The sequence below is a fragment of the Streptomyces sp. 63XJN7_1_ISO-PGPR-S23-121 genome (assembly GCF_056173025.1).
The window spans coordinates 7,720,911-7,747,361 of sequence record NZ_CM149653.1 but is presented as its reverse complement, the minus strand read 5'-3'; the positions used below and the strand labels follow the sequence as shown (position 1 = coordinate 7,747,361).

The following is a 26,451-nucleotide window of genomic DNA, read 5'->3' as shown; positions in this document are numbered from 1 at the left end:
AAAAGTTGGCAAAGGCAAGTATTGCGGTAGTAAACGTCCAGGTGAAGGGCGGTGACCTGGAACAACGGGTCTCCGGAGCCCCGCACTTGGGCCCCACTCGCCGATTCGCTAGTGTCTCGGCCCATGGCTAACAACCAGGGCCCCCAGGGCAACCACGACCCCGCAGGCAGCACCCAGATGTTCCGTGCGTTCGTCGACGAGGGCGCCCCCCAGTCCCGGCAGGCGGACCCCGTCGCCTCCTCGGGCCCCCGCATCGGGCTGATCGTCGGCATCGTCGCAGCCGTGGTGGTCGTCGCGGCCGTGGCCTGGCTGGCGCTGAAGTAGACCGGGGACCACGCCCGCGTACGACGCGACCGCCGCGGCCCCCAGGGGGTGCCGCGGCGGTCGCCTTGCCGTCGTGGAGTGCCGCCGGACGGCGGCGGGGCGGGCTCAGTCCGAGATGAGGCCCTCGCGCAGCTGCGCCAGGGTGCGGGTGAGCAGCCGCGAGACGTGCATCTGCGAGATGCCGACCTCCTCGCCGATCTGCGACTGGGTCATGTTGGCGAAGAAGCGCAGCATGATGATCTGCCGCTCCCGCGGCGGCAGCTTGGCCAGCAGCGGCTTGAGGGACTCGCGGTACTCCACGCCCTCCAGTGCCGTGTCCTCGTACCCGAGGCGGTCCGCCAGCGAGCCCTCGCCGCCGTCGTCCTCCGGGGCGGGTGAGTCCAGCGAGGAGGCGGTGTAGGCGTTGCCCACCGCCAGGCCGTCGACGACGTCCTCCTCGGACACGCCCAGCACGGCGGCCAGCTCGCCGACCGTCGGGGAGCGGTCGAGCTTCTGGGAGAGCTCGTCGCTCGCCTTGGTCAGCGCCAGGCGCAGCTCCTGGAGCCGGCGCGGGACGCGCACCGACCACGAGGTGTCCCGGAAGAACCGCTTGATCTCGCCCACGACCGTCGGCATCGCGAAGGTCGGGAACTCCACGCCCCGCTCGCAGTCGAAGCGGTCGATCGCCTTGATCAGGCCGATGGTGCCGACCTGGACGATGTCCTCCATCGGCTCGTTGCGGGAGCGGAAGCGCGCGGCGGCGTAGCGCACCAGCGGGAGGTTGAGCTCGATCAGGGTGTCCCGGACGTACGGGCGCTCGGGGCTGTCCTGGTCGAGTGCGGCGAGCCGCAGGAACAGGGAGCGGGACAGGGTGCGGGTGTCGATGTTCGTCGAGGCCGCCAGGACGGGGGCTTCGGCTGCCGGAAGGGCCTGAGCCGGCACGGCGTCGAGGGTCGGGACGTCATCGATGGAGCCGAGCGCCTGGAGCGCGTCGGGCGCGGTCTCGCTTTCCGCGAGCGCGAGCACCTTCGAGCTGCCCTGGTCTACGGACATGCCACCCCCTTTGGGTCGCGGGACGGTCACGGCGGACGCTCCCACGGTGGGAGCGCAGCCTTCACCTGAATACCGGAGCCGGAGCTCCGGCAAACGCGCTTCCGGCAGAATGTCACATGTCGGCAACGCGCTGTAGTGACATGTCGACATGCAAGACGCGAAAACCCCCTGGAAAGAGGGGGTCTGACGGACTGTCGGACGGATTCCGCCCGCAACGGCCCTGGTGGGCGATTCGCTCGCACCGGTGACCGCTCGGTCATGCTTTCGGTTGTACGCCGGGTTGCGCGTCCGGGTCGCGCGTCCGGTTCACGCGTCGATCCGGTTGGCGGATCTCAACCGCTGGAAACTGCGCGCCAGGAGCCGCGACACGTGCATCTGCGAGACGCCGAGTTCCGCGCTGATCTGCGACTGGGTGAGGTTGCTGTAATAGCGCAGCAGCAGGATGCGCTGCTCCCGCTCGGGGAGCTGCACGAGCAGGTGGCGGACGAGGTCGCGGTGCTCGACGCCGTCCAGCGCCGGGTCCTCGTAGCCGAGCCGGTCGAGCAGCCCGGGCAGTCCGTCGCCCTCCTGCGCCGCCTCCAGCGAGGTGGCGTGGTACGACCGTCCGGCCTCGATGCAGGAGAGCACCTCGTCCTCGCCGATGCGCAGCCGCTCGGCGATCTCGGCGGTGGTCGGGGAGCGCCCGAAGGCGGTCGTCAGGTCCTCGGTCGCGCTGTTGACCTGCACCCACAGCTCGTGCAGCCGGCGCGGTACGTGCACGGTGCGGACGTTGTCGCGGAAGTAGCGCTTGATCTCGCCGACCACCGTGGGCATGGCGAAGGTCGGGAACTGCACGCCGCGGTCCGGGTCGAAGCGGTCGATGGCGTTGATCAGCCCGATGGTGCCGACCTGGACCACGTCCTCCATCGGCTCGTTGCGCGAGCGGAAGCGCCCGGCGGCGTAGCGGACCAGCGGGAGGTTGGCCTCGATGAGCGCCGCGCGCACGCGGTCGTGCTCCGGCGTGCCCGGCTCGAGTCCCTTGAGCTTTCCGAAGAGCACCTGGGTCAGGGCCCGGGTGTCGGCGCCCCGGCTGCGCTGCGGCGCGGTGGGCCCCGAGGGGGGCTCCTGGGCCTGTGCGGGGGGTGCGGGCGGTGCCTGAGGCGCAGTACTGGCCGGCACGGTCAACTCCACCTCGTGATCCGTCAACTCATCCGTCAACTCTCCGTCAAAAGCGGTCATAGCATCACAAGACATCCGCACGGTGTGCAAGCACCCCATAGCCCCGTGTTGAGGGCATAAGGGACGTGCCGTGCGTGGCCGTCCCCGCACGCGGACCAGCCCCCCGACGTTTCCGGCGGGGGGCTGGGGGTGCACGGTGCCTCAGAACTCGTAGTCGGCGATCACCCAGGTGGCGAACTCCCGCCACAGCGCGACGCCCGCCTGGTGCGCCGGGTGGTCCACGTAGCGCCGCAGGGCGTCGGTGTCGTCCACGGCGGAGTTGATGGCGAAGTCGTAGGCGATGGGGCGGTCGCTGATGTTCCAGGCGCACTCCCAGAAGCGCAGCTCCTCGATCTGGCCGCCGAGGGCCCGGAAGGCCTCGACGCCCTCCACGACGCGCGGGTCGTCACGCGCGACGCCCTCGTTCAGCTTGAACAGCACCAGGTGACGGATCATCACTTTCCTCCGTTGGCGGCCCAGGTCATGAAGTCCCCGACGGCTCCCGCGGCGTCGGATATGCCCTGGAACCCGATCTGGACGTAGTCGGCGGCCTTCGCCGGGTCCGTGATGATCACGTACAGCACGAAGACCACGAGCACGTAGACGGCGATCTTCTTCGCGTTCACCGCCACCGCGGCCTCCCCCTGGGACTTCCTCGGACTCTGCGCTACCGGCGGTGAGTGTAACTGTCCGCTCCTGTGTGCGATCAATGCCTCGTTCCGGTGGCGAGCCGCGCCGACGTCCGGACACGACGAAGGGCCCAGTCCGAGGACTGGGCCCTTCTGCTGCGGTAGCGGAGGGATTTGAACCCTCGGTGACTTGCGCCACACTCGCTTTCGAGGCGAGCTCCTTCGGCCGCTCGGACACGCTACCGAGAGAGACCTTACCGCACAGTGCGGCATGGTTCGAAATCGGTATCCGGCAGCTCCATGGACGGGTGTCAGCGGTCGCGGAAGAAGTCCGTGAGCAGCAGGCCGCAGTCCTCGGCGAGCACGCCCTCGATCACCTCGGGCCGGTGGTTGAGCCGCCGGTCGCGGAGGACGTCCCACAGGGAGCCGGCCGCGCCCGCCTTGTCGTCGCGGGCGCCGTAGACGACCCGGTCCACCCGGGACTGCACCACCGCGCCCGCGCACATCGTGCACGGCTCCAGGGTGACGACGAGCGTGCAGCCGGTCAGCCGCCACCGGTCGCCGAGCCGCGCGGCGGCCCGCCGGATCGCCAGCACCTCCGCGTGGGCCGTCGGATCGCCGGTGGCCTCGCGTTCGTTGTGCCCGGACGCCAGCACCGTGCTGCCGTCCGGGGCCAGTACGACGGCGCCGACGGGGACGTCCCCGCCGCGGGCGGCGTGACCGGCCTCGGCCAGCGCCAGCCGCATCGCGGGCCGCCACCGGTCGCGCACCGGGTCGGACCCGGCCGGGTCCCGGTCCGGGCCCGGCGGCATCCGCCCCGGGCCCTCGTCGATCGGTGCGGTCAGCGGACCGTCTCCAGCACCTCGGAGGCGCCCAGCGCCTCGGCGATCTCGCCGACCGCGTCCCCGGACATCGATCGCAGCTCCTTCTCGCTCACGCCGAAGTCGTCGAGGACCTGGGCGTCGCCGACAGGGCCGTGCGGCACGGAGGACTCGCCGGAGCCGGCGTCCGCGTCGTCCTCGACGGCGTCGTCGGGCTCGCCGTCCTCGGTGCCGTCGAGGTCGAGGGCGTCGAGGTCGGGGCCGTCGTCACCGGGGTCCCGGCCGAGCAGCTCGTCGGTGAGCAGGATCTCCCCGTAGCTGCTGCGGGCGGCCGCGGCGGCGTCCGAGACGTAGATGCGGGGATCCTCCTCGCCGTCCACGCGGACGACGCCGAACCAGGCGTCCTCCTGTTCAATCAGCACGAGCACCGTGTCCTCGTCGGGAGAGGCTTCCCGGGCCAGGTCGGTCAGATCCGACAGGGTCTCCACATCGTCCAGCTCCGTGTCGCTCGCTTCCCACCCGTCTTCGGTGCGCGCGAGCAGTGCGGTGAAGTACACCGTGACTCTCCCACTGGTCGTAGGCGTGCCGGTTGGGGTTCCCCCCGGCGGAGGTCGTGGGCGGGGCAAGCGGTGCCGTGAACCCCACCCACTCGGAATCGTGGCAGAAACAAGGCCCTCGGGCGATGTCTTCCGCGCCCTGTGTCCCGCCGTTTTGATCGCGGTCCGTGCGTGCGTGTCCGAGCCCGGTCCGGCGGCGCAGTCCTTGCCGCCACTCGCGGATCGTACGCGGCTTCCGCCCGGGGCCGTGCACAGCCGTTCCCGTGCCGTCGGCGCGGCGCGCGATCTTCCCCCGACGGGCTCTGGGCCCCCGGCGCTACCAGCGGAACGTGCGCATGCGCATCGCGTGGCGCAGCCGGGCGGCCTTCGCGCGGCGCGGCTGGACGCGGTCCCGCAGCTCCCGGGCCTCCGCGAGGTCGCGCAGGAACTGGGCGCGGCGCCGACGGCGCTCGGCCTCCGCGTCCGCGGCCGACCAACGCTCCGCCCCCGACCGGCGCTCCGCCCCCGGCCCGCGCTCCGTGCCGGGGGCGCGGTCCGTGCCGGGCCCTCGTCCCATCCCGGGTCCGCGCTCCGTGCTGGGTCCGCGTCCGGTGCCGGGTCCGCGCTCCGCGCCGGGTCCGCGTCCGCGTGCTGTCCCCGGTCCGCGCTCCGTCCCCGGTCCGCGTTCCGTTCTCGGCCTGTTCTCCGTCCCCGTCCTCTGCCGTGTCCCCGGCTCCTCGCCCGGGGACGACATGTCGTGAATGTCCCGGTCAGGCACAGTCTCACCACCCCGCGTCCGTCCCTCCCGCCTTCCCCCGGACGGGCGTTTCGACGCCCACGAGCCGGGCGAGGGCCCCGGTGCGCGCTCGACCGGCCGCGGGGACGCCGGTGTGACGGGGCCCGGTTACTGTGGGGGACATGCGTCTCCACGTCGTCGACCACCCCCTGGTCGCCCACAAGCTCACCACGCTGCGCGACCAGCGCACCGACTCCGCGACCTTCCGCCGTCTCGCCGACGAACTGGTCACCCTGCTCGCCTACGAGGCCACGCGTGACGTGCGCACCGAACAGGTCGACATCCAGACGCCGGTCACGAAGACCACCGGCGTCAAGCTCTCCCACCCGCGCCCGCTGGTGGTGCCGATCCTGCGCGCCGGTCTCGGCATGCTCGACGGCATGGTCCGGCTGCTGCCGACCGCCGAGGTGGGCTTCCTCGGCATGGTGCGCAACGAGGAGACGCTGCAGGCCTCCACCTACGCCACCCGCATGCCGGACGACCTCTCCGGGCGTCAGGTGTACGTGCTGGACCCGATGCTGGCCACCGGCGGCACGCTGGTCGCCGCCATCCAGGAGCTGATCAAGCGCGGTGCCGACGACGTCACGGCCGTGGTGCTGCTCGCCGCCCCCGAGGGCGTCGAGGTGATGGAGCGCGAGCTGGCCGGCACCCCGGTGACGGTCGTGACGGCCTCGGTCGACGAGCGCCTCAACGACCAGGGCTACATCGTGCCGGGCCTCGGCGACGCGGGCGACCGGATGTACGGAGCCGCCGAGTAGCGGCTCGCGGCGCGTCCGTACGGCTGCTCAGCAGCCCTTCTTCTCCGCGGCGGGCGTCGGCCGCGGCGTGGCCAGCCCGGCCAGCGCCGCGTCGGCGTCCGCCGGCTTCGCCAGGCCCTTGAAGCCATTGCCGATGATCAGGTCCACGGTGGCCCCCTTGCGGGCCGCGTCGGTGCGCCGCTCGGCGGCCGGCAGTTGGGTGCCGAGCACGGGCAGCGCGCCCTTCAGGGCCGCCGCGGGTCCGAGCAGCACCCCCGAGCCGTCGACCTTCTTGTCGAACTGCGCGGGCGCGTTGGTGACGTCGCCGATGCGGAAGCCTCGCTTCTTCAGCTCGTCGGCGGTCTGCTGGGCGAGGCCCTTGCGGGTGGTGGCGTTCAGCACGTTGACGGTGATCTGGGCCGGCTTCGGCACGGCCACGGCCGCGGGCGAGGCGCTCGCGCGGGCCGGGGTGACCCGGCAGCCCGCCGCGGTGCCGGCCGCCGAGGCCTCGTCGCCACCGGTGAAGACGTCGATGAGCTGCAGCGTGCCCCAGCCGAGGACTCCGAGGACGGTGGCGCAGGCGACGCCGGCGAACGCGAGCCGTCCGCGTCGGCGGGCCGGTCGCATCCGTGGGTACTTGTCCCCCGTGATCTTGTACTGGCCGCCCATGCCAGGGGGAGTCAGCATGCTCATGGGCGCAGCGTAGTGCGCCGGAGCGGCGATGCCTATTAGATGATCAGTCGACGTTCCGCGGTTCGGTGCAATGCCACCCGAATGGGTCAAGCCACGGCGTCGCGGGGCCCGGCGAGGGGCGGCGCGGGTCCGGTCAGTCGAGTTCGAGGACGCGCGCGTGCAGCACCTGACGCTGTTGCAGCGCCGCGCGGACCGCGCGGTGGAGGCCGTCCTCCAGGTACAGGTCGCCCTGCCACTTCACGACGTGTGCGAACAGGTCGCCGTAGAACGTGGAGTCCTCGGCGAGGAGGGTCTCCAGGTCCAGCTGGCCCTTGGTCGTCACGAGCTGATCGAGGCGGACCGGGCGCGGCGCGACGTCCGCCCACTGCCGGGTGCTTTCCCGGCCGTGGTCGGGGTACGGCCGGCCGTTTCCGATGCGCTTGAAGATCACACGGAAAGCCTACCGGCCCGGGCGTCGCGGGCGCAGCCATGACGGCGCAGCGCGGCGCCGGAAAAGACGCCGTAAACGAGGGCAAACGGGAAGGGGGCCCCGGTGGGACGGCCGTGCGGGCGTCCCACCGGGCACGGTGACCGCGGTTTCCCGTCAGTCACGCCTCTCTTCCCGTGCGGGCGCCCGCTGTTCGCGCGGGGCGTCCCGCTCGGCTCCGGGCCCGGCCGGGGTGCGGCGGGCGGCCTCGGCGCGCAGGAGGGCGCGCAGGACGGCGTAGGGATCGTCGGGCATGGCTGTGCTCCTGTGGTGCGTTCCGTCGGGGGCTGGGGACCGGAGTGGCCGGTCCGGTCAGCAGCGCAGGACCACGGAGCGCGTGCCGCGCGGGGCGCGCGGCGGAGCGGACGGTGCACGGTGCCCGTCGGCGCGGGGGTGCCCGGCGGTGGCGGGCGGCGGGGTGCGCCGGGGCGGTGCCGGACGCCGGGCGAGCCGGGCCGGTGCCCTCGGGGCGGCGTCGAGGTGGTCGTACTCGGCGGACGTGCCGCCCGGGCCGCCGCTCTCGGCGGCCACCACCGGGGGCGGCACCGCGGGGGCCGCGTGGGCGCACGGCACGAGCAGGGCGAGGAACAGGACCAGGGCCCGCACCCAGGTGCCGCGGCGCCCGGCGAGGACGGCGCGTGGAGCGCGTCCGGCGGGGTTCGTGGCGGTGGTGCGCGATGCGGGCCTCACACAGGTCGTGTCCCCGCCCGGCGTACGCCGTTCAGCACGCCCCGGGCCGGAACCACTCGCCCGGCGCAGGGCCGGGGGCGGGGCGCGCCGTTCACACGGTGTGCGGGACCCGGCGGACCCGGTCCCGGACGCGCAGGGACGTGACGATCTCGACCACCCCCACCACGACGAGCCACCAGCCGCCGACCACCGTGAGGACGGTGACCGACTCGACCGGCGAGTCGATCAGGACGATGCCGGCGAGGACGGTGACGACGCCGAGGAGGACGTGCCAGCCGCGCGCGGGCATGGCCGGGTCGTGCGCGGCGGCCACGGTCTGGGTGATGCCGCGGAAGAGCCAGCCGATGCCGATCCACAGCGCGAGCAGCAGGACCGACTGGAGCGTGCCGCGGAAGCAGAACAGACCCAGCAGGATCGACACGGCACCGCTGACGAACGCGAGGACCCGCAGCGAGGTCCTGCCGTGCGTGCCGAAGGCGGAGGCGAGCTGCAGGACGCCGCTGACCAGGAGGTAGAGGCCGAACAGCACGCCGGCGACGCGCAGGGTCACCCCCGGCCAGACCAGCACCAGCACGCCGAGGACCAGCGAGGCGATCCCGGTGACCAGGACCGTCTGCCAGGCGGTGCGGGCCAGCACGTGGAGGGGGCCTTCGACGGGCGGCTCGGGCTCGTACCCGCCGGCCGCCCGGCCGTGCGTCCCCTGCCGGGCGTGCACTCCGCGGTCGTCGTACTGCGGGCCCCCGGAGGAGCCGAACGGTGGCTCGGTCATGGTCCATGCTGAAAACGGCCGCGCCGTTCCCGCCACCCGGAGCGGTCCACCGGACTGACCCCGCGGGGCGGACCGGGCTCCGCGCCCCGGCTACGCGCCGGCGGTCTTCGCGGCCTTCGCGGCCGCCTTCATCTCCTGTTTGTGCGCGCGGACCTTGGCGAGCGACTCGGGGCCGGTGATGTCGGCGACCGAGCGGAAGGACTTGGGCTCGCCGTAGGCGCCGGCCGCCTCCCGCCAGCCCTCGGGACGGACGCCGAGCTGCTTGCCCAGCAGGGCGAGGAAGATCTGGGCCTTCTGCCGGCCGAAGCCCGGCAGCTCCTGAAGCCGCTTCAGCAGCTCCCTGCCGGTGCCGACGCCCCGCCAGACGGCCTCGGCGTCACCGTCGTAGCTCTCGACGAGGTACCGGCACAGCTGCTGGACGCGGCCCGCCATGGAGCCGGGGTAGCGGTGCACGGCGGGCTTCTCCGAGAGCAGGGCCGCGAAGCCCTCGGGATCGAAGGCGGCGATGTCGTGGGCGTCCAGGTCCTCGGCGTTCATGCGGCGGGCGATGGTCGACGGGCCCTTGAACGCCCACTCCATGGGGACTTGCTGGTCCAGCAGCATGCCGACCAGCGCGGCGAGCGGACTGCGGCCGAGGAGCTCGTCGGCCTCGGGGTCCTGGGCGAGGTGAAGAGTGACGTCCATGCCCCGATGATCGCGCGTGCGGGCTCAGGTCGCGCGCCAGTACCCCAGCGCGTTCACCCGCTGCCTGGGCACGCCCAGGTCCTTGCGGACGTGGGTGGACAGGGCCCGGGTCGTCGCCGTGTCGCAGGCGATCCAGACGTACGGGTGGGGGGTGTCGCGGAGCAGTGCGGGCAGTGCCTCCCGCACCTCGGCGACCAGCCGGGCGCCCCCGTCGTGACGCGGGACCGTGCGGATCTCGTGCCGGGCCGGGTCGGCGCGCAGGGGCAGGCCGGCGGTCTCGCCCTCGAACCAGACGGTCGCCGGGACCGTGTCCAGCGCGTCGAGGAGCGAGTTCAGGGCCGGCAGGGACGCCGGATCGGCGACGGCGAAGAGACGCGAGGGTGCCGGGTCGGGCCGCTGGAAGCCGGTGCCCTGGACCGTCGCCTCGACGGTGTCCCCGGGCTTCGCGGCCCGTGCCCAGTCGCTGGCGCACCCCTCGTGCAGGGCGAACTCCATGCCGAAGGTGCCGGTCGCGGGATCCGGGTCGACCAGCGTGTACGCCCGCTGGTGCGGCCTGCCCGCGTTGTCGAACCACAGCCGCACCCACATCGTGGGGTGGACGCCGGTCGCCGCCAGCAGGCCGCCGTCGGACAGGCGCAGGCGCCGGTACCGCGGGGTGACGTCCTCGGCGTCCGTCACGGTGAGCCGGAAGTCCTTCGCCCGCATCAGCCTGAGGACCGCGCCCTCCCAGCCCCGCCCCTGCCCCATCGGCCCTTCACCCTTCACGTACGATTCCGCCACGACGTATGACTTAGGTGAGCCTAACCTAAAGGAAAGTAGGGGCACAGGGTGAGCGCCGAGATCTACCGCGACGCCTGGGGGATTCCGCACCTGCGCGCGGACAGCGCGGAGGAACTCGCCCGCGCCCAGGGCCGCGTGACCGCCCGTGACCGGGCCTGGCAGCTGGAGGTCGAGCGGCACCGCGCCCAGGGCACCTCGGCGTCCTTCCTCGGCCCCGAGGCCCTGCCCTGGGACCGGTTCGCGCGCCGCGCCCTGCTGGCCGACACCGCCCGCCGCTGCCACGCGGCCCTGGAGGAACGGCACCCGCAGACGGCCGCCTGGGTGCGGGCGTACACCGACGGGGTGAACGAGTCGCTCACGGCGGACGGCCCGGCCCCCGAGTTCGCGCGCGCCGGCCTCGCGCCCGGCCGCTGGGAGCCCTGGACGCCACTCGCCGTCTGGCTCGCCACGCACATCCTCTTCGCGGGCTTCCCCGCCAAGCTCTGGCGCGCGCACGTCGCCGGGCACCTCGGCCCGGACGCCGTCGCCCTCTTCGCCACCGACGGGCCCGGCACCGCCGGCAGCAACGGCTGGCTGGTGAGCGGCGAGCGGACCGTGACCGGGCACGCGGTCATCGCCGGCGACCCGCACCGCTACATCGAGGAACCCGGCGTCTACCAGCAGATCCACCTGTCCTGCCCGGAGTTCGACGTGGTCGGCCTCGCCGTGCCCGGCGTCCCCGGCATTGCCCACTTCGGCCACACCGGCACGGTCGCCTGGGCCATCACCAACGCCATGGCCGACTACCAGGACCTGTACCGCGAACGGCTGCGCCGCACCGGCGCCGGCATCGAGGCGCTGGGCCCGGACGGCGCCTGGCACCGGGCCGCCCGGCACACCGAGCTGATCACGGTCGCGGGGGAGGAGCCCGTCGAGGTCGAGGTCGTCGAGACCGACCGGGGTCCGGTGATCGCCGGCGGACCCGAGGGCCTGGACGACGGCACCCCCCTCGCCCTGAGCCTGCGCCACCCGCCCCGCGTCACCGCCGACCTGGGCTTCTCCGCCCTGCTGCCGCTGCTGCGGGCGCGCCGGGCCGCCGACGTGGACCGGGCCCTGGACGAGTGGACCGAACCGGTCAACGTGGTGCAGGCCGCCGACACCGAGGGCGGGCTGCTGCACCGCGTCGCGGGCCGGGTGCCGGTGCGGGCCGCCGCCAACGGCGCGGGCCCGGTACCCGCGTGGGAACCCGGCCACGAGTGGACCGGCTGGCACACCCCGCCCCGCGCCGGGTTCACCGACGGCGTCGCCGTGATGGCCAACCAGCGGGGCCCGGCCGGCCCCCTCGGCGTCGAGTTCGCCCCGCCGCACCGCGCCGAGCGCATCGCCGCCCTGCTCGCCGCCAAGGACCGCTGGTCGGCCGCCGACATGCCCGCGATCCACACCGACACCCACCTCGCCTCCGCCGGACCCCTCCTCGACCACCTGGCGGCCCTCGGGGACCTGCCCCCCGAGGCCGGCGCCCTGCGCGACCGCCTCCTCGCCTGGGACCGCCGCATGGACGCCGGCAGCACCGGCGCGGCGGCCTACGCGGCCGTGCGGGGCGCGGTCGTCCGGCGTCTGGCGGCCCACCCGGCCCTCGGCGCGGCCGCCGTCCCGCCCGCCTACCCCGAGGTGTTCCAGCCCTGGCTCGCGCTCGTGCCGCGCGTCGCCTACGCCCTCGAACACCTGCTGCGGGCCGAGGACCTGTACGGCATCGACCGCGCCGGAGCGGTCCGCGCGGCGCTGGAGGAGGTGGCCGCGAGCGAGCCCTCGGGCACCTGGGGCGACACCCACCGCCTCGCCCCCTGGCGGGCACTGCCGGACGCCTCCCCGGAGGAGCCCGGCCTCTCCGGCGACCACGACTGCGTGCTGTGCACCTCCGCCGTCCCCGGCCTCACCGACCGGGCCGCGCGCGGCCCCGCCGCCCGCTACGTCTGGGACCTGGCCGACCGGCAGGACAGCCGCTGGGTGGTCCCCCACGGCGCCTCCGGCGTCCCCGGCTCGCCCCACCACCGCGACCAGCTGCCCCTGTGGCTCGACGGGGAACTCGCCCTGGTGGTCACCGACTTCGACCGGCTCGTGAAGGAGACCGATGTCTGACCCGTACCTCTCCCGCAGCGCCGTCCACGAGCAGGCGCTCGACGGTTTCGGCACCGTCCGGGTCCTGCCCCTCGACCCCGCCGCCGACGCCGGGGTGATCCACGGCTGGGTGAGCGAGGAGCGGGCCGCCTTCTGGGGCATGAACGGCCTCACGCGGGATCAGGTGGCCGGGATCTACGCCCACATGGCCGGCCTCGACACGCATCACGCCTTCCTGGTGGTCACGGACGACGTCCCCGTCGCGCTGTTCCAGACCTACGAGCCCGAGGCCGACCGGGTGAGCGAGTGCTACGACGCCGAACCCGGCGACATCGGAGTCCACCTCCTGGTCGCGCCCACCGGGCCGGGCGGCACGCGGCCCGGCTGGACCGCCGCGCTGACCGGCGCCCTCCTCGCGTACGTCCTGCTGGGCCTGGACCGCGAGCGGGTCGTGGTCGACCCGGACGTGCGCAACGACAAGGCCATCGCCCGCTTCGCCAGACAGGGCTTCACCGCGGGCCCGCGGGTCGTGCTGCCGGAGATCGACCTGCCGGACGTCTACCTGCCCGAGAAGAGAGCGCAGCTCGCCTTCCTCCGCCGGGAGGTAGCGTTCCCGGGGTGACCCCGGTGACTCCTGAGGACCTCGTCGCGCACTACGGGCTGGAGCCGATCCCCCGCGAGGGCGGCCTGTTCCGGCAGACCTGGGCCGGCCCGCCGCGTCCGGACGGACGCCCCGCCGGCACCGCGATCGTCGCCCTGCTGACCGCCCGGCCGGGCGACTTCTCCGCCCTGCACCGCCTGCCCACCGACGAGGTCTGGCACTTCTACCTCGGCGATCCGCTGGAGCTGCTGCTCCTCGCCCCGGACGGCAGCGCGCGCACGGCGGTGCTCGGACCGGACGTCCTGGGCGGACAGCACGTGCAGTGCACCGTCCCCGCCGGCACCTGGATGGGCGGCCGGGTGGCGACGGGCGGCGCGTGGACGCTGTTCGGCTGCACGATGGCACCCGGCTTCACCTACGGGGACTACGAGCACGGCGACGCGGCCGCCCTCACGGCACGCTGGCCGGCCGAGGCCGCGCGGATCGCGGCACTGTCCCGGCCGTGACGCCCCCGGCGACCGCACGGCCCCGGGCGAACACGACGCGGTGAGGGCCGCCCCGCTCCCCGGTGAGCGGGACGGCGTCCGCGTCCGTACACATCGACGACGGCGAGTCCCGGCGACGGAGATGTGACGTGAGGCGTGGCGGCACGGGTGGCACGGGTGTCACCGGCGGGACCGGCGGCACGGTCCGAAGTCCCCGGCGGCCCCGTGGCCGCCGGCCGGTGCGGGGGCCGGCGCTGCTGGCGGCCGTGCTGGTCCTGCTCGTCCTCGGCGGCGCGGCGCCGGCGTCCGCCCACGCCGCCCTCCGCTCCACCGACCCCGGGGACGGCACCGTCCTCCGGCGGGCGCCCCGCGCCGTCACCCTGACCTTCACCGAGTCCGTCGGCCTGCGCGACGACTCCTTCCGCGTCCTCGACCCCGGCGGCCACCGCCTGCGCACCGAGGACGCCGGGCACGCGGACGGACGCTCCGACACGGCCCGCGTGACCCTGCCGGACGCGCTCGGCGAGGGCACCTACACCGTGGCCTGGCGGGTGGTCTCGGCCGACAGTCACCCCGTCTCCGGCGCCTTCACCTTCTCCGTCGGCAAGCCCTCCGCGACGACCGCCGCGAACGCCGCCGGCCCCACCGAGGACCCGCTCACCGCCACCCTCCACCGGATCGCCCGCTACCTCGCCCACCTGGCCGCCGCCCTGCTCGTCGGCACGGCCGCCTTCACCGCCCTGTGCCGCCCGCCGGACCCCGCCCCGCTGCGCCGCCTCCTGGTGACCGGCTGGTGGACCCTGCTGGCGGCCACCGTGGCGCTGCTGGTGCTGCGCGCCCCGTACGAGGCGGGCACCGGCCCCGCGACGGCCCTGAACGCGGACGCCCTCGGCCGCACACTCACGAGCCGTCCCGGCGCGCTGCTGCTGACCCGGCTGGCGCTGCTCGCACCGGCCGCCCTGTTCCTCGCCCGCGTCCCCCGCCGCCGCGAGCACGGTCCCCTCACCGTCGCGGCGGGCGCCGCCCTGGCCGTCGGACTGGCCCTGACCTGGGCCGCCGCCGAGCACGCCGTCGCCGGTCCCCTGGTCCCCCTGGCGGTGACGTCGGCCGTGCTCCACCTGCTGGCCACGGCCGTCTGGCTCGGCGGCCTCGTGGCCCTGCTCACCACCCTGCGCGGGTCCCCGGACACCGCCACGGTCGCCCGCTTCTCCCGCGTCGCCCTCGTCTGCGTGACCGTCCTGGCCGTCACCGGCGTCTTCCAGTCCTGGCGCGGCCTCGGTTCCTGGCCGGCGCTCACCGGGACGACGTACGGACGGCTGCTGCTCGTCAAGCTGGCCGGGGTGTCCGTACTGCTGCTGCCGGCGGCGGCGGTGTCACGGCGGTGGACGGCCGCGCTGGTGACGACGGAGGCGGCACGGGCTCACCGGCCGGAGGCGGCACCGACCCGGGCGGTGGAGGCTCCCGTGCCGGTGGGCGCCTCGCCGCGGACCGCCGCGCCCCTGCCACCACCGGCGCCCGCCCCCTCGCCGGCCGGGCCGGGACCGGGGCCCGCCGGTCCGTCCGCCGGGGACGAGGCCGCCGACCCGGTCGCCTCCCACCGCCGGGGCCTGCGCCGGTCCGTCCTGGCCGAGGCCGTCGTCGCGGCCGTCGTTCTGGTGCTCACGACCCTCCTCGCCGGCACCGTGCCGGGCCGGGCGGCGGTCGAGGCGGCTCGGTCCGCACCGGCGGGCGGGGTGCTGCCCGCGTCGGTCACCACGATCCCCTTCGACACGGGCACCGCCGGCGGCCGGGGCACGGTCCAGATCACCCTGGACCCCGGCCGCACCGGCGACAACGCGGTCCAGGCCGTCGTCTTCGGCCCCGACGGGAGCCTCGCCGCCGTTCCCGAACTGCGCCTCTCCTTCACCCTCCCCGACCGGGGCATCGGCCCGATCGCCGCCGAGCTCGTCGACCGGGGCGGCTACTGGAGCGCCAACTCCCTGACCCTTCCCCTCCCGGGCACCTGGACCATGAAGGCGACGGTCCGCGTGACGGAGGTGGACCAGGTGAGCGAGTCGCGAAGGATCAGGATCCTGCCCTGAACCGGTGCGCAGCGGGCGGCAACGTCGAAGGGCCCCACCGCGAACGGTGGGGCCCTTCGACTTCGTGCCCGGTGAGGCACTGGCGGAGGATACGAGATTCGAACTCGTGAGGGGTTGCCCCCAACACGCTTTCCAAGCGTGCGCCCTAGGCCTCTAGGCGAATCCTCCGCGGCAAACATTACATGACGCCGGAGAGTGCTTGCGAACTCGTTCTCTGGGCCCCGGATCGGGTAACGTGTGGGCCAGCCCCTCACGCGGCGCTATCTGACTGAACTCCCCCAGGGCCGGAAGGCAGCAAGGGTAGGTCGGCTCTGGCGGGTGCGTGGGGGGCGCCTGCGTTCGCGGGGCGGTCCGGTTGTCGGTGGGCGCCTATAACCTCGTATGCGTGTCGTCTCTCGCGCTCTACCGCCGTTACCGCCCGGAGTCCTTTGCCGAGGTCATCGGGCAGGGGCATGTCACCGACCCGCTGCAGCAGGCGCTGCGGAACAACCGGGTCAATCACGCGTACCTCTTCAGCGGTCCGCGCGGGTGCGGCAAGACGACCAGCGCGCGCATCCTGGCCCGGTGCCTGAACTGCGAGCAGGGCCCCACGCCGACGCCGTGCGGCGAGTGCCAGTCCTGCCGCGACCTGGCGAGGAACGGGCCGGGCTCGATCGACGTCATCGAGATCGACGCCGCTTCGCACGGTGGTGTGGACGACGCCCGTGACCTGCGGGAGAAGGCCTTCTTCGGGCCCGCCTCCAGCCGGTACAAGATCTACATCATCGACGAGGCCCACATGGTCTCCCCGCAGGGTTTCAACGCCCTGCTGAAGGTCGTCGAGGAGCCTCCGGAGCACCTGAAGTTCATCTTCGCGACCACCGAGCCCGAGAAGGTCATCGGGACCATCCGGTCGCGGACCCACCACTACCCGTTCCGGCTCGTGCCGCCCGGCACCCTGCGCGACTATCTCGCCGAGGTGTGCGGCAAGGAGGACATCCCCGTCGCGGACGGCGTGCTGCCGCTGGTCGTGCGGGCGGGCGCCGGTTCCGTGCGTGACTCCATGTCCGTCATGGACCAGCTGCTCGCGGGCGCCGGTCCCGACGGTGTGACGTACGACATGACGACCGCCCTCCTCGGCTACACGGACGGCTCGCTGCTCGACTCCGTCGTCGAGGCGTTCGCCTCCGGAGAGGGCTCGGCCGCCTTCGAGGTCGTGGACCGGGTGATCGAGGGCGGCAACGACCCGCGGCGCTTCGTCACCGACCTGCTGGAGCGGCTCCGCGACCTCGTCATCCTCGCCGCCGTGCCCGACGCCGCGGAGAAGGGGCTCATCGACGCCCCCGCCGACGTCATCGAACGGATGCTGGCCCAGGCGCGGTCCTTCGGTGCCGCGGAGCTGAGCCGCGCCGCCGACCTCGTCAACGAGGGCCTCACCGAGATGCGCGGCGCCCACTCGCCCCGCCTTCAGTTGGAGCTGATCTGCGCCCGCGTGCTGCTGCCCGCCGCGTACGGCGACGAGCGGTCGGTGATGGCCCGGCTGGACCGGATCGAGCGCGGGGTGCAGTTCTCGGCGGGGGCCGGGGCGCCCGCCACGGGGTACGTGCCCGGGCCCGAGGCCCATGCCGGTCCGGCCGGTGCCGCGAGCCCGGCGGCCGCCGCGCCGGTCCCGCCGGGCGGCGGTCCGGCCGCGGCCCGGGCGGCGGTACGGGGGCCGGGTGCCGGCGGTGGCGCGGCGGCCGGCGAGGGCGCGCCCTCCATGCCGGGCGCCGGTCCCGCTCCCGCCCCTGCCCCGGCGTCCGCACCTGCCCCCGCCCCTGCTCCGACGCCCGCGCCCGCGCCCGCTCCCGCTCCGGCGTCCGCACCCGCCCCCGGCGCCCCGGCTCCCACCGCGCCCGCGCCGCCCCCCGCCTCGGCGCCCGCGCCGGGCGCCTGGCCCACCGCGGCTCCGGCGGGCGGTGGGCGGCGGCCCGGAGGATGGCCCACGGCAGCTCCGGCGGGCGGCGGACAGCCCCCCGCCCCGACCGCTCCGGCCGCCCCGGCCCAGGCTCCGGCCGCGTCCGCCCCGGCACCCGCGCCGGCCGCCGCCGTGCCGCCCGCGGCCCCGGTGGCCCCGCGCGGCGGCCCCGACCCGCGCTCGCTCTGGCCCAACATCCTGGAGGCGGTCAAGAACCGCCGCCGGTTCACCTGGATCCTGCTCAGCCAGAACGCCCAGGTGACCGGGTTCGACGGCACGACCCTCCAGATCGGCTTCGTCAACGCCGGGGCCCGCGACAACTTCCTGAGCAGCGGCAGCGAGGACGTCCTGCGGCAGGCCCTCGCCGAGCAGTTCAACGTGCAGTGGAAGGTCGACGCGGTCGTCGACCCCTCCGGCGGTTCGGCACCCCCGCCCCCCGCCGGCCCGCCCGGCGGTTACGGCGGCGGTGGCTACGGCGGCTCCGGCGGCCACGGCGGGCCGGCCGGCGGTGCGCCCGCTCAGCGTCCGGCGGCACCGGCCCCCGCGAGCCCGCCGTCCCGGGGTCCCGGCTCGTCCGCGGCGCCCTCCGCGCACGGCTCGGCGGCGTCCGCCCCGGCGGCCGACCCCGCTCCCCGGCCCGCCGCGCCCGAACCGCCGCCACCGGTCTCCCCGGAGGACGACATCCCGGAGGACGACGACCCGGACCTCGACGAGTCGGCGCTCTCCGGCAAGGACCTGCTCGTGCGGGAGCTGGGAGCGACGGTGGTCGAGGAGATCGCGCACGAGTAGACGCCGTCCGCCGCCCGCCCCGGGCGCACCGGGCGGGCGGTACAGGAGGACGGCGACTGGAGGAACGCACGAGCGCCCGCCGCCCGCCCCTTCGGAAGCCCGCACAAACCGGCCGGGCCCCTGCGCATTAGGCTGGCCCCCGTGAAGGTCCTTGTCATCGGCGGCGGCGCCCGCGAACACGCCCTGTGCCGTTCCCTGTCCCTCGACCCCGACGTCACCGCGCTGCACTGCGCACCCGGCAACGCCGGTATCGCCGAGGTCGCCGAACTGCACCGGGTCGACGCCCTCGACGGCGCGGCCGTGACCGCGCTGGCCACCGAGCTCGGCGCCGACCTGGTCGTGGTCGGGCCCGAGGCGCCCCTCGTCGCCGGGGTCGCCGACGCCGTGCGCGAGGCGGGCATCCCGGTCTTCGGCCCCTCCGGTCGGGCCGCGCGGCTCGAGGGCTCCAAGGCCTTCGCGAAGGACGTGATGGCCGGCGCCGGAGTCCCCACGGCCCGTTCGTACGTCTGTACGAACCCGGCCGAGGTCGACGCGGCCCTCGGCGCCTTCGGCGCCCCGTACGTCGTCAAGGACGACGGGCTCGCCGCCGGCAAGGGCGTCGTCGTCACCGACGACATCGAGGCGGCCCGGGCGCACGCCAACGCCTGCGAGCGCGTGGTCGTCGAGGAGTACCTCGACGGCCCCGAGGTCTCCCTCTTCGCCGTCACCGACGGCGAGAACGTCCGCCCGCTCCAGCCCGCCCAGGACTTCAAGCGCGCCCTCGACGGCGACGAGGGCCCGAACACCGGCGGCATGGGCGCTTACTCGCCGCTGCCGTGGGCGGACCCCAAGCTGGTCGACGAGGTCGTCGAGAGCGTCCTGCAGCCGACCGTCGACGAGATGCGCCGCCGCGGCACCCCCTTCTCCGGCCTGCTGTACGCCGGACTCGCGATCACTTCGCGCGGCGTCCGGGTGATCGAGTTCAACGCCCGCTTCGGCGACCCCGAGACCCAGGTCGTCCTGGCCCGTCTCAGGACCCCGCTCGCCGGTCTGCTGATGGCCGCCGCCACCGGCAACCTCGCCGACCTCGAGCCCCTGCGCTGGAGCGACGACGCGGCCGTCACCGTGGTCGTCGCCTCCCACAACTACCCCGGCACCCCGCGCACCGGCGACCCGATCACCGGGCTCGACGAGGTGGCCGCCGAGGACGCCCCGCACGCCTACGTCCTGCACGCCGGCACCCGTCGCGAGGGCGACGCCGTCGTCAGCGCCGGCGGTCGCGTCCTGTCCGTCACGGCCATCGGGGCGGACCTCACCGAGGCCCGCGACCGTGCCTACCGGGCCGTCGCCCGCATCGGCCTCGAAGGGTCCCAGCACCGTACGGACATCGCGGCGAAGGCGGCGGCGGAGAGCACGACCGGGGCCTGACCGCCCCGGCGGGCGTCCGCGCCGCACGCCGCCCGACAGGCCCCGGCTCCGACCCAGGAGCCGGGGCCTGATCCTTGCTGTCCGTCATCCACCTTTCCCCAAAGCCATTCCATCGAGTGACCGATCCGCCATACGGCTGACGGGCGTGAAGGCCCCAACTAGGGTGCCGCGCAAGCGTTCCGGCACTTGGCCCACCGGCATTGCGATGTCGGTGTCGGGTGCCACAGTGGGGGAGTGAGCAACAGCGGGAGCGCAGTCCCAGGGCAGCGAGGAGGGGGTGAGGTCCGGTCGTGACCGGTACCGGTGGTGTGGAGATGGGCGCGCGTGCGGCGCGCTCCCGGGCGCTGGCCGTGCTGCGCGTCCGCGGCCGGGCACTGGCCGTCGCCCTGCTGCCCGCCGCCGCCGCGGTGATCCTGCTCGCGGGCGGCGCCACCGGCCACCTCGTGGGCACGGGCTGGGACGCCGCCCGCTGGACCGTGTCCGCGCTCGCGCTCCTCGTCCTGGCGGCCGCCGCGGGGATCGCCCTGGTCGTCGCCCGCGCGCGGCCCGCCATGACCCCGACGGTCCCCGTCGCCGAGGAGTCGGCGCCGGACCTCTACCGGATGGTGCGCGACCTCGCCGACCGGCTCGAGGTGCCCGCCCCGTCCGCGATAGCGCTCACCCCGGACTGCGACAGCTGGCTGGAGGACCGCACCCACCCCGCCCACGGCCCGCCCTCCGGGGAGCGGCACGACGACGTCCCGGGTGGGCCCGGCCGCCGGCGCGCCCCCGCCGCGCCCGTCCTCGTCATCGGCTCGCCCTTCCTGTGGTGGATGCGCGTGGGCGAGCTGCGCGCGGTCCTCGCCCCGGTCGTCGCCGGTACGGGACCGTCGGCGCACCCCGACATAGCCGCCGCCCGGCGCTTCGTACGGGGCCTGGACGCGGCGGTGGCGGTGGCCGCGGCCCGGGACCGCTGTCTGCTGTCCCGCGCGGTGTGCGCCGGCCTCGGCCGGGTCTCCCGGCTGCTGCTGCGCGGCTGCCGGGTCCACGCCGCCGAGATGGAGCGGGGGGTCGCGGCGGCGGCCGCCGAGCGCGCGCAGGCCGTGGACTACGGGCTGCGGATCGTCGCCCAGGAGCAGGTCGGGCTGGCGTACGCGGGCTGGGACCGGCTGCTGACCCGGGTGGCGCTGCCCGCCTGGCGCATGGGCCGCTGGCCCGCCCGGCTGGACGTGGGCGTCGTGGCGGCCCTCACGGAACTCTCCCGCCGCGACCGCCTGGCCGAGGGCTTCACCTCGCGCCTGGGCGAGCGTCCCGCCTGCGACCTGCTGGAGGAACCCGGGCTGATCGACGAGTCGGTCTCCCTGCTCGCCGCGCGCCTCTTCCACGGCGGACCGGCGGAGAGAGGCCCGGACTGGGCGCCGGTGGGGTGGGACGAGTATCCGGAGGAGGTCGTCGACCGGACCTGGCGCACGAACGCGGCCCGTCTCCACCGCGTCCTCGACACCCTGGGCGTCCGCCGCACCGCCGAGGAGACGGCGCCCGGCACCGACGGCCCCACCCTGGCCCGCGTCCTGGACCACCTCACCGGCCGCTCCGCCCAGCTCGCGTCCGGCCCGTCGCCGGACCGTGACGGACCCCCGCGGCCGGAGACACGGCCGGAGACGCGGCCCGGGACGCGGACCGAGCCCGGCACGGAAGCCGCGTCGGACGTCCCCGACCCGCTGCCCCCCGCCGACACCGGCCCGAACCGGGACCCCGAGCCCGGCACCCCCGCCCCCGGCGACGACGACGACCTCGCCGACACCACGCCCCGCGGCGCCGCCCTGGCCGCCGGCCTGAGTGCGCAGCTGGCCCGCGAGGAGGCCGGGACCGCCGGAGCCCCGGCCCCCGCCCCGGGAGCGGCGGCCGCCGGGCAGGCGGGCCCCGACAGCGTCCTCTGGGACGACCGCGCGCTGCCTCTCCTCCCGCTCCAGCCCCCGCGCACCGGCCGGGAGGTCCTCACCGACCACATCACGGCGATGGTGTGCTGCGCGGCGATGGACACCGCCGGCGCCGCTCCCGGCCTCGACTGGCTCGACGGCCCGTCCCTGCTGGTCAACGGCGTCCGCGCCGCGGACCTGGCCCCCCGCGTCCGCAGCCTCGTCGAGACCGGCGACCCGGCCCCCCTGCGCGCCTGGCTGACGGAGCTCGGCGTACGCGCGGAGAAGCCGGTGCGCCTGGTCTGACACCGCGATCCCCTGGAAGCGGATTCATGTACTCCACTTTCGGTCACTTCGCGACGAACAGTGACAGCACACGCGCTGAATGTGATGTGCTGGGACCGATCGCGCACATGGCAAGAGCGTTCGTCATACGCACGACCACGGGGGCACGAGGGAGGGGGCAGTCCCATGGGGCCCGAGCACATCCGCCGCTGGGAGTCGGGAGCACTCGCGCACGCCGTGACGGATCCCTTCGGCCAGGGGCCCGTGCCCTGGCTGCGCGGAGACGAGGCCTACTTCGGCGACACCGGTCAGGTCGTCCCCTGGTACGTGGACCCGGACCCCGACCCGGCCGGAGCCGGGTCGGGCACCCGGACGGGCCGGCGGAGTTCCGAGCGGCGCACCACCGGTGGCGGCCCCCGCGCCGCCGACGACGTCCGCCGCCAGATCAAGGGCTTCACCGCCACCGGAGCCGCCGCCCCCGGCGAGGCCATCGACTTCCACATCACCGTCGACCCGCCGCAGGAGTTCGCCGTCGACGTCTACCGGATCGGTCACTACGGCGGAGACGGCGCGGCCAAGATCACCACCAGTCCCCGGCTGTCCGGCATCGTCCAGCCCGCGCCGCTCACCGCCGACCGCACCGTCTCCTGCCACCACTGGTGGCTGTCCTGGCGGCTGCAGATCCCGTCGTACTGGAACATCGGCGCGTACGTCGCCGTCCTCACCACCGCCGACGGCTACCGCTCCCACGTGCCCTTCACGGTCCGCGACGACCACCCGGCCGACCTCCTGCTGCTCCTGCCGGACATCACCTGGCAGGCGTACAACCTCTACCCGGAGGACGGCCGTACCGGCGCCAGCCTCTACCACGCCTGGGACGAGGAGGGCCGGCTGCTGGGGGAGGCGGACGCCGCGACGACCGTCTCCTTCGACCGCCCCTACGCGGGTGCCGGGCTGCCCCTGCACGTCGGCCACGCCTACGACTTCATCCGCTTCGCCGAGCGCTACGGCTACGACCTCGCCTACGCCGACGCCCGCGATCTGCACTCCGGCCGCGTCGACCCGACCCGTTACCGGGGCCTGGTCTTCCCGGGCCACGACGAGTACTGGTCCGTGCCCATGCGCCGCACCACCGAGCTGGCCCGCGAGCACGGCACGTCCCTGGTCTTCCTCTCCGCCAACACCATGTACTGGCAGGTGGAGCTGGCGCCCTCCCCCTCCGGCGTCCCCGACCGCCTGCTGACCTGCCGCAAGCGCCAGGGCCCCGGCCGGCCGGTGCTGTGGCGGGAGGTCGACCGCGCCGAGCAGCAGCTGCTCGGCATCCAGTACGCCGGACGCGTCCCGGAACCGCACCCGCTGATCGTCCGCAACGCCGGCCACTGGCTCTGGGAGGCGACCGGCGCCCAGGAGGGCGACGAGATCGAGGACCTGGTCGCCGGCGAGGCCGACCGCTACTTCCCGCGCGCCCCGCTCCCCCGGCACGACGAGCGCGTCCTCCTCGCCCACTCCCCGTACACCGACGTCGACGGTGCCCGGCGCCATCAGGAGACGTCCCTGTACCGGGCGCCGTCCGGCGCCTGGGTGTTCGCGTCCGGGACGTTCGCCTGGTCCCCGGCCCTGGACCGCCCCGACCACGTCGACCCGCGTGTCCAGCGGGCCACCGCCAACCTCCTGGACCGCATCTGCAAACGCGACTGACCGCGTCCGCGGCCACCCCGGGCGGAGACCGATCGCCGCATACGGGAGAATCGACGTACTTGGACAGAACCACGGGGAGGAACCGTGTCCGGATTCGTCGAAAAGCCCGAGCCGCTTGAGGTTCCGGGCCTGGTGCATCTGCACACCGGCAAGGTGCGCGACCTGTACCGGAACGAGGCGGGCGACCTCGTGATGGTCGCCAGCGACCGCATCTCCGCCTACGACTGGGTGCTGCCCACCGAGATCCCCGACAAGGGACGGGTGCTCACCCAGCTCTCCCTGTGGTGGTTCGACCAGCTCGCCGACCTGGTGCCCAACCACGTCCTGAGCACCACGCTGCCCGAGGGCGCCCCCGCCGACTGGCGCGGCCGCACCCTGGTCTGCAAGTCGCTGCGGATGGTCCCCGTGGAGTGCGTGGCCCGCGGCTACCTCACCGGCTCGGGCCTGGCCGAGTACAAGGAGACCCGTACCGTCTGCGGCCTCGCCCTCCCCGAGGGTCTCGTCGACGGCTCGGAGCTGCCCGCCCCGATCTTCACCCCGGCCACCAAGGCCGAGGTCGGCGAGCACGACGAGAACGTCTCCTACGAGGAGGTCGCCCGCCAGGTCGGCGCGGACACCGCGGCCGCCCTGCGCCAGGCCACCCTCGCCGTCTACTCCCGCGCCCGGGACATCGCCCGCGAGCGCGGGATCGTCCTGGCCGACACCAAGTTCGAGTTCGGCTTCGAGGGCGAGGAGCTCGTCCTCGCCGACGAGGTCCTCACCCCGGACTCCTCGCGCTTCTGGCCCGCCGACCAGTGGCAGCCGGGCAGCGCGCAGCCGTCCTACGACAAGCAGTTCGTGCGGGACTGGCTGACCTCGGCGGCCTCCGGCTGGGACCGGAAGAGCGAGCAGCCCCCGCCGGCGCTGCCGCAGCAGGTCGTGGAGGCGACCCGCGCCAAGTACGTCGAGGCCTACGAGCGACTGACGGGCGTGCGCTGGTAGACACGGAGACACGAAGGAAGCCCCCGGCCTGGACCGGGGGCTTCCTTCGTGGAGCGAACGACGAGGTTCGAACTCGCGACCTCAACCTTGGCAAGGTTGCGCTCTACCAACTGAGCTACGTTCGCCTGCGCCGCGGGCTGCGCCGTGGTGCGAGAGCAACTATACCCAACCCCGCTCCCGTGCGAGGCGCACCGCCGCGTGCCGGTTCTCCGCGCCGAGTTTCGTGGCGGCCGACGACAGGTAGTTCCGCACGGTCCCCTCGGCGAGCGCGGCCCGCTCGGCGATCTCCGCGACGGGCGCCCCGTCGGCCGCGTGCTCCAGCACCTCGGCCTCCCGCGCGGTCAGCGGCGAGTCCCCGGCGGAGATCGCGTCCGCGGCCAACTCCGGGTCGACGTAGCGGTTTCCGGCGTGCACGGTGCGGATCAGCTCGGCCAGCCGCTGCGCGCTGACGGTCTTGGGGACGAACCCGCGCACACCCGCCGCGAGCGCCCGTTTCAGATGCCCGGGCCGCCCGTGGCTGGTCACGATCAGCACCCGGCAGCCGGGCAGCTCGGTGCGCAGGGATGTGGCGACCTTCACACCGTCGGCGCCGGGCATCTGGAGATCCAGGACCGCGACATCCGGTGCGTGCGCCCGCGCCATCGCCAGGGCCTCCGGACCGGTGGCCGCCTCGGCGACCACCACGAGATCGTCCTCCAGGGACAGCAGGGCGGCCAGCGCGCCGCGGATCAGGTGCTCGTCGTCGGCGAGCAGCACGCGCACCGGGGCCGTCACGACGCGGCCTCCAGCACGACGCCGGCGGCCTGCGGCAGCGGCACCTCGGCCGTGAGCCGGAACACGCCCCTGCCGACGGGCCCGGCCTCCAGCGTGCCGCCGACGGCGGACAGCCGCTCCCGCAGCCCGGCGAGTCCCGAGCCGTCGGAGGCGGCAGCGCCGCCCGGGGCACCGGGCGAATCCGCCCCGGCCGGCTCCGTCACCCCGTCGTTCTCCACCGTCAGCACCACATGCCCCTCCGACAACCGCACCACCACGGCACACTTTCCCGCGTCCCCGTGCCGGAGCACGTTCGTGGTCGCCTCCCGCACCACCCAGCCGAGCGCCGACTGCACCTCGGCGGGCAGCCCGGCCGGGTCGCCGCGGACCTCGCAGGAGATCCCGGCCGCCCCCAGCACGCCCCGGGCACCGGCGAGTTCGACCTCCAAGTCGGCCTCCCGGTAGCCGCGGACGACGTCGCGGACCTCCCGCTGCGACTCCTGCGCGATCCGCTGCACCTCGATCATCTGCTCCACCGCCTCGGGCCGCCCCCGCCGGGACAGCTGCACGGCCAGCTCGCTCTTGAGCGCGATCACGGCCAGGTTCCGCCCCATCACGTCGTGCAGGTCACGGCCGAACCGCAGCCGCTCCTCGGCGACGGCGAGCCGGGCCCGCGTCTCCCTGGCCTCGTCCAGCGTGTAGACCGCGTTGAGCAGCCACACGGAGAAGATCGAGGTGAAGGCGAGGAACCCGCCGCCCAGCAGGACGACGCACGCCACCACGAGCGAGCCGAGCCCCGGCATGCCCAGCGGGAAGGACACGACCCCGGCACCGAACGCGAAGCCGCTGACGACGGCGACCACCCGGCGCCGGTTGTGCACGCCGAGGGTGATCATGCCGGCACCGAAGCACAGCACACCGCCGAAGACCCCGCCCGCCGCGGAGTCCGCACCGGGCCCGGCCGGTCCGCGCTCGGCGACACCGATCGCGCCGACGGCGATCACCGCGGTGAGCGCGGCGAGCGCCCACAGCAGCCGGACCGGCTGCGCCCGCCGCCCGCGCGTCCAGTCCAGTGCCCGCGACGCGACCAGCATGCAGAGCCCGGCGTGCACGACGACCAGCGAGCACAGAACGGTCGCGAGCCGCGGCCCGACCTGGTGGAAGTTCGGCACCCCCAGCGCGAGGACCTCGAGGACGCCGAAGAAGTGGAACGACCACCGGGTGTAGGTCTCCACCTTCGCCGGCGTGCTCTTCCGCCGCCACCAGTGCCGCGTTCCGCGCATGTC

General features: G+C 74.7%; 27 protein-coding genes, 3 tRNA genes and 1 other RNA gene. 12 read left to right on the top strand and 19 right to left on the bottom strand.

What is annotated here, in order from left to right; all coding sequences use genetic code 11:
• Positions 1-123 precede the first annotated feature (123 nt).
• On the top strand, positions 124-324 hold the full coding sequence (locus AC0VYN_RS34690) for a hypothetical protein (protein WP_451690293.1): 201 nt from the start codon (positions 124-126) through the stop codon (positions 322-324).
• 105 nt (positions 325-429) lie between these two features.
• On the opposite strand, the gene AC0VYN_RS34685 is transcribed toward AC0VYN_RS34690, so the two are convergent.
• The 8 genes from AC0VYN_RS34685 to AC0VYN_RS34650 all read right to left on the bottom strand — a co-directional run bounded on the left by AC0VYN_RS34685 (position 430) and on the right by AC0VYN_RS34650 (position 5,116).
• Positions 430-1,356, bottom strand: coding sequence for an RNA polymerase sigma factor SigF (locus tag AC0VYN_RS34685; RefSeq protein WP_475534151.1), 927 nt, complete (start codon positions 1,354-1,356; stop codon positions 430-432).
• Positions 1,357-1,662: 306 nt separating this feature from the next.
• On the bottom strand, positions 1,663-2,574 hold the full coding sequence (locus AC0VYN_RS34680) for an RNA polymerase sigma factor SigF (RefSeq protein ID WP_385472946.1): 912 nt from the start codon (positions 2,572-2,574) through the stop codon (positions 1,663-1,665).
• Between the two features lie 141 nt (positions 2,575-2,715).
• Entirely contained in the window at positions 2,716-3,009 is a 294-nt protein-coding gene (locus AC0VYN_RS34675; RefSeq protein ID WP_475534150.1) for a Dabb family protein, read from the bottom strand.
• Positions 3,009-3,185, bottom strand: coding sequence for a hypothetical protein (locus tag AC0VYN_RS34670; protein ID WP_077801305.1), 177 nt, complete (start codon positions 3,183-3,185; stop codon positions 3,009-3,011). The genes AC0VYN_RS34675 and AC0VYN_RS34670 overlap by 1 nt, the downstream gene beginning before the upstream one ends.
• Before the next feature lie 156 nt (positions 3,186-3,341).
• Positions 3,342-3,426, bottom strand: a tRNA-Ser gene (locus tag AC0VYN_RS34665).
• A 67-nt stretch (positions 3,427-3,493) separates the two neighbouring features.
• Positions 3,494-3,994, bottom strand: coding sequence for a tRNA adenosine(34) deaminase TadA (gene tadA / locus AC0VYN_RS34660; protein ID WP_475534149.1), 501 nt, complete (start codon positions 3,992-3,994; stop codon positions 3,494-3,496).
• Between the two features lie 29 nt (positions 3,995-4,023).
• Positions 4,024-4,560: a tRNA adenosine deaminase-associated protein gene (locus tag AC0VYN_RS34655; RefSeq protein WP_475534148.1), complete on the bottom strand. Its 537-nt coding sequence runs from the start codon at positions 4,558-4,560 to the stop codon at positions 4,024-4,026.
• Positions 4,561-4,876: 316 nt separating this feature from the next.
• Positions 4,877-5,116, bottom strand: a complete 240-nt coding sequence (locus tag AC0VYN_RS34650; RefSeq protein ID WP_475534147.1) for a hypothetical protein — start codon at positions 5,114-5,116, stop codon at positions 4,877-4,879.
• A gap of 341 nt (positions 5,117-5,457) precedes the next feature.
• Here AC0VYN_RS34650 and upp point away from each other — a divergent pair, with 341 nt between their 5' ends.
• Complete coding sequence (upp, locus tag AC0VYN_RS34645) at positions 5,458-6,093, top strand: uracil phosphoribosyltransferase (protein ID WP_475534146.1); 636 nt, start codon at positions 5,458-5,460, stop codon at positions 6,091-6,093.
• Positions 6,094-6,120: 27 nt separating this feature from the next.
• Here the strand turns inward: upp and AC0VYN_RS34640 are convergent, their stop codons facing one another.
• From AC0VYN_RS34640 to AC0VYN_RS34610, 7 genes are all read right to left on the bottom strand, one after another.
• A complete protein-coding gene (locus tag AC0VYN_RS34640; RefSeq protein ID WP_385470690.1) occupies positions 6,121-6,741 on the bottom strand; it encodes a LytR C-terminal domain-containing protein in 621 nt (206 codons plus the stop codon).
• A gap of 157 nt (positions 6,742-6,898) precedes the next feature.
• Positions 6,899-7,195, bottom strand: a complete 297-nt coding sequence (locus AC0VYN_RS34635) for a type II toxin-antitoxin system VapB family antitoxin (RefSeq protein ID WP_003999914.1) — start codon at positions 7,193-7,195, stop codon at positions 6,899-6,901.
• Between the two features lie 153 nt (positions 7,196-7,348).
• Entirely contained in the window at positions 7,349-7,486 is a 138-nt protein-coding gene (locus AC0VYN_RS34630) for a hypothetical protein (protein ID WP_385470671.1), read from the bottom strand.
• Positions 7,487-7,543: 57 nt separating this feature from the next.
• Positions 7,544-7,921, bottom strand: a complete 378-nt coding sequence (locus tag AC0VYN_RS34625) for a hypothetical protein (RefSeq protein ID WP_475534145.1) — start codon at positions 7,919-7,921, stop codon at positions 7,544-7,546.
• A 91-nt stretch (positions 7,922-8,012) separates the two neighbouring features.
• A complete protein-coding gene (locus tag AC0VYN_RS34620; protein WP_475534144.1) occupies positions 8,013-8,690 on the bottom strand; it encodes an HdeD family acid-resistance protein in 678 nt (225 codons plus the stop codon).
• Between the two features lie 90 nt (positions 8,691-8,780).
• Positions 8,781-9,374 carry an HhH-GPD-type base excision DNA repair protein gene (locus AC0VYN_RS34615; RefSeq protein ID WP_475534143.1) on the bottom strand — a complete coding sequence of 198 codons (594 nt, stop codon included), beginning with the start codon at positions 9,372-9,374 and terminating at the stop codon, positions 8,781-8,783.
• Positions 9,375-9,398: 24 nt separating this feature from the next.
• A complete protein-coding gene (locus AC0VYN_RS34610) occupies positions 9,399-10,121 on the bottom strand; it encodes a siderophore-interacting protein (protein ID WP_475534142.1) in 723 nt (240 codons plus the stop codon).
• An 81-nt stretch (positions 10,122-10,202) separates the two neighbouring features.
• On the opposite strand from AC0VYN_RS34610, the gene AC0VYN_RS34605 reads away from it, so the two are divergent.
• The 4 genes from AC0VYN_RS34605 (at position 10,203) to AC0VYN_RS34590 (ending at position 15,418) form a co-directional block, all read left to right on the top strand.
• Positions 10,203-12,272 carry a penicillin acylase family protein gene (locus AC0VYN_RS34605; RefSeq protein WP_475534141.1) on the top strand — a complete coding sequence of 690 codons (2,070 nt, stop codon included), beginning with the start codon at positions 10,203-10,205 and terminating at the stop codon, positions 12,270-12,272.
• Entirely contained in the window at positions 12,265-12,873 is a 609-nt protein-coding gene (locus AC0VYN_RS34600; RefSeq protein WP_475534140.1) for a GNAT family N-acetyltransferase, read from the top strand. Before AC0VYN_RS34605 ends, AC0VYN_RS34600 begins: the two co-directional genes overlap by 8 nt.
• 5 nt (positions 12,874-12,878) lie before the next feature.
• Positions 12,879-13,358, top strand: a complete 480-nt coding sequence (locus AC0VYN_RS34595) for a cupin domain-containing protein (protein ID WP_475534139.1) — start codon at positions 12,879-12,881, stop codon at positions 13,356-13,358.
• A gap of 218 nt (positions 13,359-13,576) precedes the next feature.
• Positions 13,577-15,418 (top strand): copper resistance CopC/CopD family protein, encoded by a 1,842-nt coding sequence (locus AC0VYN_RS34590; protein WP_475537044.1) that lies wholly within the window; start codon positions 13,577-13,579, stop codon positions 15,416-15,418.
• An 80-nt stretch (positions 15,419-15,498) separates the two neighbouring features.
• Here the strand turns inward: AC0VYN_RS34590 and AC0VYN_RS34585 are convergent.
• A tRNA-Ser gene (locus tag AC0VYN_RS34585) sits at positions 15,499-15,586 on the bottom strand.
• Between the two features lie 74 nt (positions 15,587-15,660).
• Here AC0VYN_RS34585 and ffs point away from each other — a divergent pair.
• The 6 genes from ffs (at position 15,661) to AC0VYN_RS34555 (ending at position 24,412) form a co-directional block, all read left to right on the top strand.
• An RNA gene (ffs, locus tag AC0VYN_RS34580) (signal recognition particle sRNA small type) lies at positions 15,661-15,755 on the top strand.
• Between the two features lie 48 nt (positions 15,756-15,803).
• A complete protein-coding gene (locus AC0VYN_RS34575) occupies positions 15,804-18,143 on the top strand; it encodes a DNA polymerase III subunit gamma and tau (protein ID WP_475534138.1) in 2,340 nt (779 codons plus the stop codon).
• A 141-nt stretch (positions 18,144-18,284) separates the two neighbouring features.
• On the top strand, positions 18,285-19,550 hold the full coding sequence (purD, locus tag AC0VYN_RS34570; RefSeq protein WP_475534137.1) for a phosphoribosylamine--glycine ligase: 1,266 nt from the start codon (positions 18,285-18,287) through the stop codon (positions 19,548-19,550).
• 290 nt (positions 19,551-19,840) lie between these two features.
• Positions 19,841-21,754: a M48 family metalloprotease gene (locus tag AC0VYN_RS34565; protein WP_475534136.1), complete on the top strand. Its 1,914-nt coding sequence runs from the start codon at positions 19,841-19,843 to the stop codon at positions 21,752-21,754.
• 165 nt (positions 21,755-21,919) lie between these two features.
• On the top strand, positions 21,920-23,431 hold the full coding sequence (locus AC0VYN_RS34560) for a N,N-dimethylformamidase beta subunit family domain-containing protein (RefSeq protein ID WP_475534135.1): 1,512 nt from the start codon (positions 21,920-21,922) through the stop codon (positions 23,429-23,431).
• Positions 23,432-23,515: 84 nt separating this feature from the next.
• Entirely contained in the window at positions 23,516-24,412 is an 897-nt protein-coding gene (locus tag AC0VYN_RS34555; RefSeq protein WP_385466760.1) for a phosphoribosylaminoimidazolesuccinocarboxamide synthase, read from the top strand.
• A gap of 49 nt (positions 24,413-24,461) precedes the next feature.
• Here AC0VYN_RS34555 and AC0VYN_RS34550 read toward each other — a convergent pair.
• The 3 genes from AC0VYN_RS34550 to AC0VYN_RS34540 all read right to left on the bottom strand — a co-directional run bounded on the left by AC0VYN_RS34550 (position 24,462) and on the right by AC0VYN_RS34540 (position 26,448).
• Positions 24,462-24,537: transfer RNA gene (locus AC0VYN_RS34550), tRNA-Gly, on the bottom strand.
• A 34-nt stretch (positions 24,538-24,571) separates the two neighbouring features.
• A complete protein-coding gene (locus AC0VYN_RS34545; protein WP_385466763.1) occupies positions 24,572-25,186 on the bottom strand; it encodes a response regulator in 615 nt (204 codons plus the stop codon).
• Positions 25,183-26,448: a sensor histidine kinase gene (locus tag AC0VYN_RS34540; RefSeq protein WP_475534134.1), complete on the bottom strand. Its 1,266-nt coding sequence runs from the start codon at positions 26,446-26,448 to the stop codon at positions 25,183-25,185. The genes AC0VYN_RS34545 and AC0VYN_RS34540 overlap by 4 nt, the downstream gene beginning before the upstream one ends.
• Positions 26,449-26,451: the final 3 nt, after the last annotated feature.

Excerpts from the sequence above, each read along its gene's own strand:
- AC0VYN_RS34690 (WP_451690293.1), top strand. The coding sequence starts at position 124 with ATGGCTAACAACCAGGGCCCCCAGGGCAACCACGACCCCGCAGGCAGC.
- AC0VYN_RS34685 (WP_475534151.1), bottom strand. The coding sequence starts at position 1,356 with ATGTCCGTAGACCAGGGCAGCTCGAAGGTGCTCGCGCTCGCGGAAAGC.
- AC0VYN_RS34680 (WP_385472946.1), bottom strand. The coding sequence starts at position 2,574 with ATGACCGCTTTTGACGGAGAGTTGACGGATGAGTTGACGGATCACGAG.
- AC0VYN_RS34675 (WP_475534150.1), bottom strand. The coding sequence starts at position 3,009 with ATGATCCGTCACCTGGTGCTGTTCAAGCTGAACGAGGGCGTCGCGCGT.
- tadA (WP_475534149.1), bottom strand. The coding sequence starts at position 3,994 with ATGCCGCCGGGCCCGGACCGGGACCCGGCCGGGTCCGACCCGGTGCGC.
- AC0VYN_RS34650 (WP_475534147.1), bottom strand. The coding sequence starts at position 5,116 with ATGGGACGAGGGCCCGGCACGGACCGCGCCCCCGGCACGGAGCGCGGG.
- upp (WP_475534146.1), top strand. The coding sequence starts at position 5,458 with ATGCGTCTCCACGTCGTCGACCACCCCCTGGTCGCCCACAAGCTCACC.
- AC0VYN_RS34640 (WP_385470690.1), bottom strand. The coding sequence starts at position 6,741 with ATGGGCGGCCAGTACAAGATCACGGGGGACAAGTACCCACGGATGCGA.
- AC0VYN_RS34630 (WP_385470671.1), bottom strand. The coding sequence starts at position 7,486 with ATGCCCGACGATCCCTACGCCGTCCTGCGCGCCCTCCTGCGCGCCGAG.
- AC0VYN_RS34620 (WP_475534144.1), bottom strand. The coding sequence starts at position 8,690 with ATGACCGAGCCACCGTTCGGCTCCTCCGGGGGCCCGCAGTACGACGAC.
- AC0VYN_RS34615 (WP_475534143.1), bottom strand. The coding sequence starts at position 9,374 with ATGGACGTCACTCTTCACCTCGCCCAGGACCCCGAGGCCGACGAGCTC.
- AC0VYN_RS34610 (WP_475534142.1), bottom strand. The coding sequence starts at position 10,121 with ATGGGGCAGGGGCGGGGCTGGGAGGGCGCGGTCCTCAGGCTGATGCGG.
- AC0VYN_RS34600 (WP_475534140.1), top strand. The coding sequence starts at position 12,265 with ATGTCTGACCCGTACCTCTCCCGCAGCGCCGTCCACGAGCAGGCGCTC.
- AC0VYN_RS34560 (WP_475534135.1), top strand. The coding sequence starts at position 21,920 with ATGGGGCCCGAGCACATCCGCCGCTGGGAGTCGGGAGCACTCGCGCAC.
- AC0VYN_RS34540 (WP_475534134.1), bottom strand. The coding sequence starts at position 26,448 with ATGCGCGGAACGCGGCACTGGTGGCGGCGGAAGAGCACGCCGGCGAAG.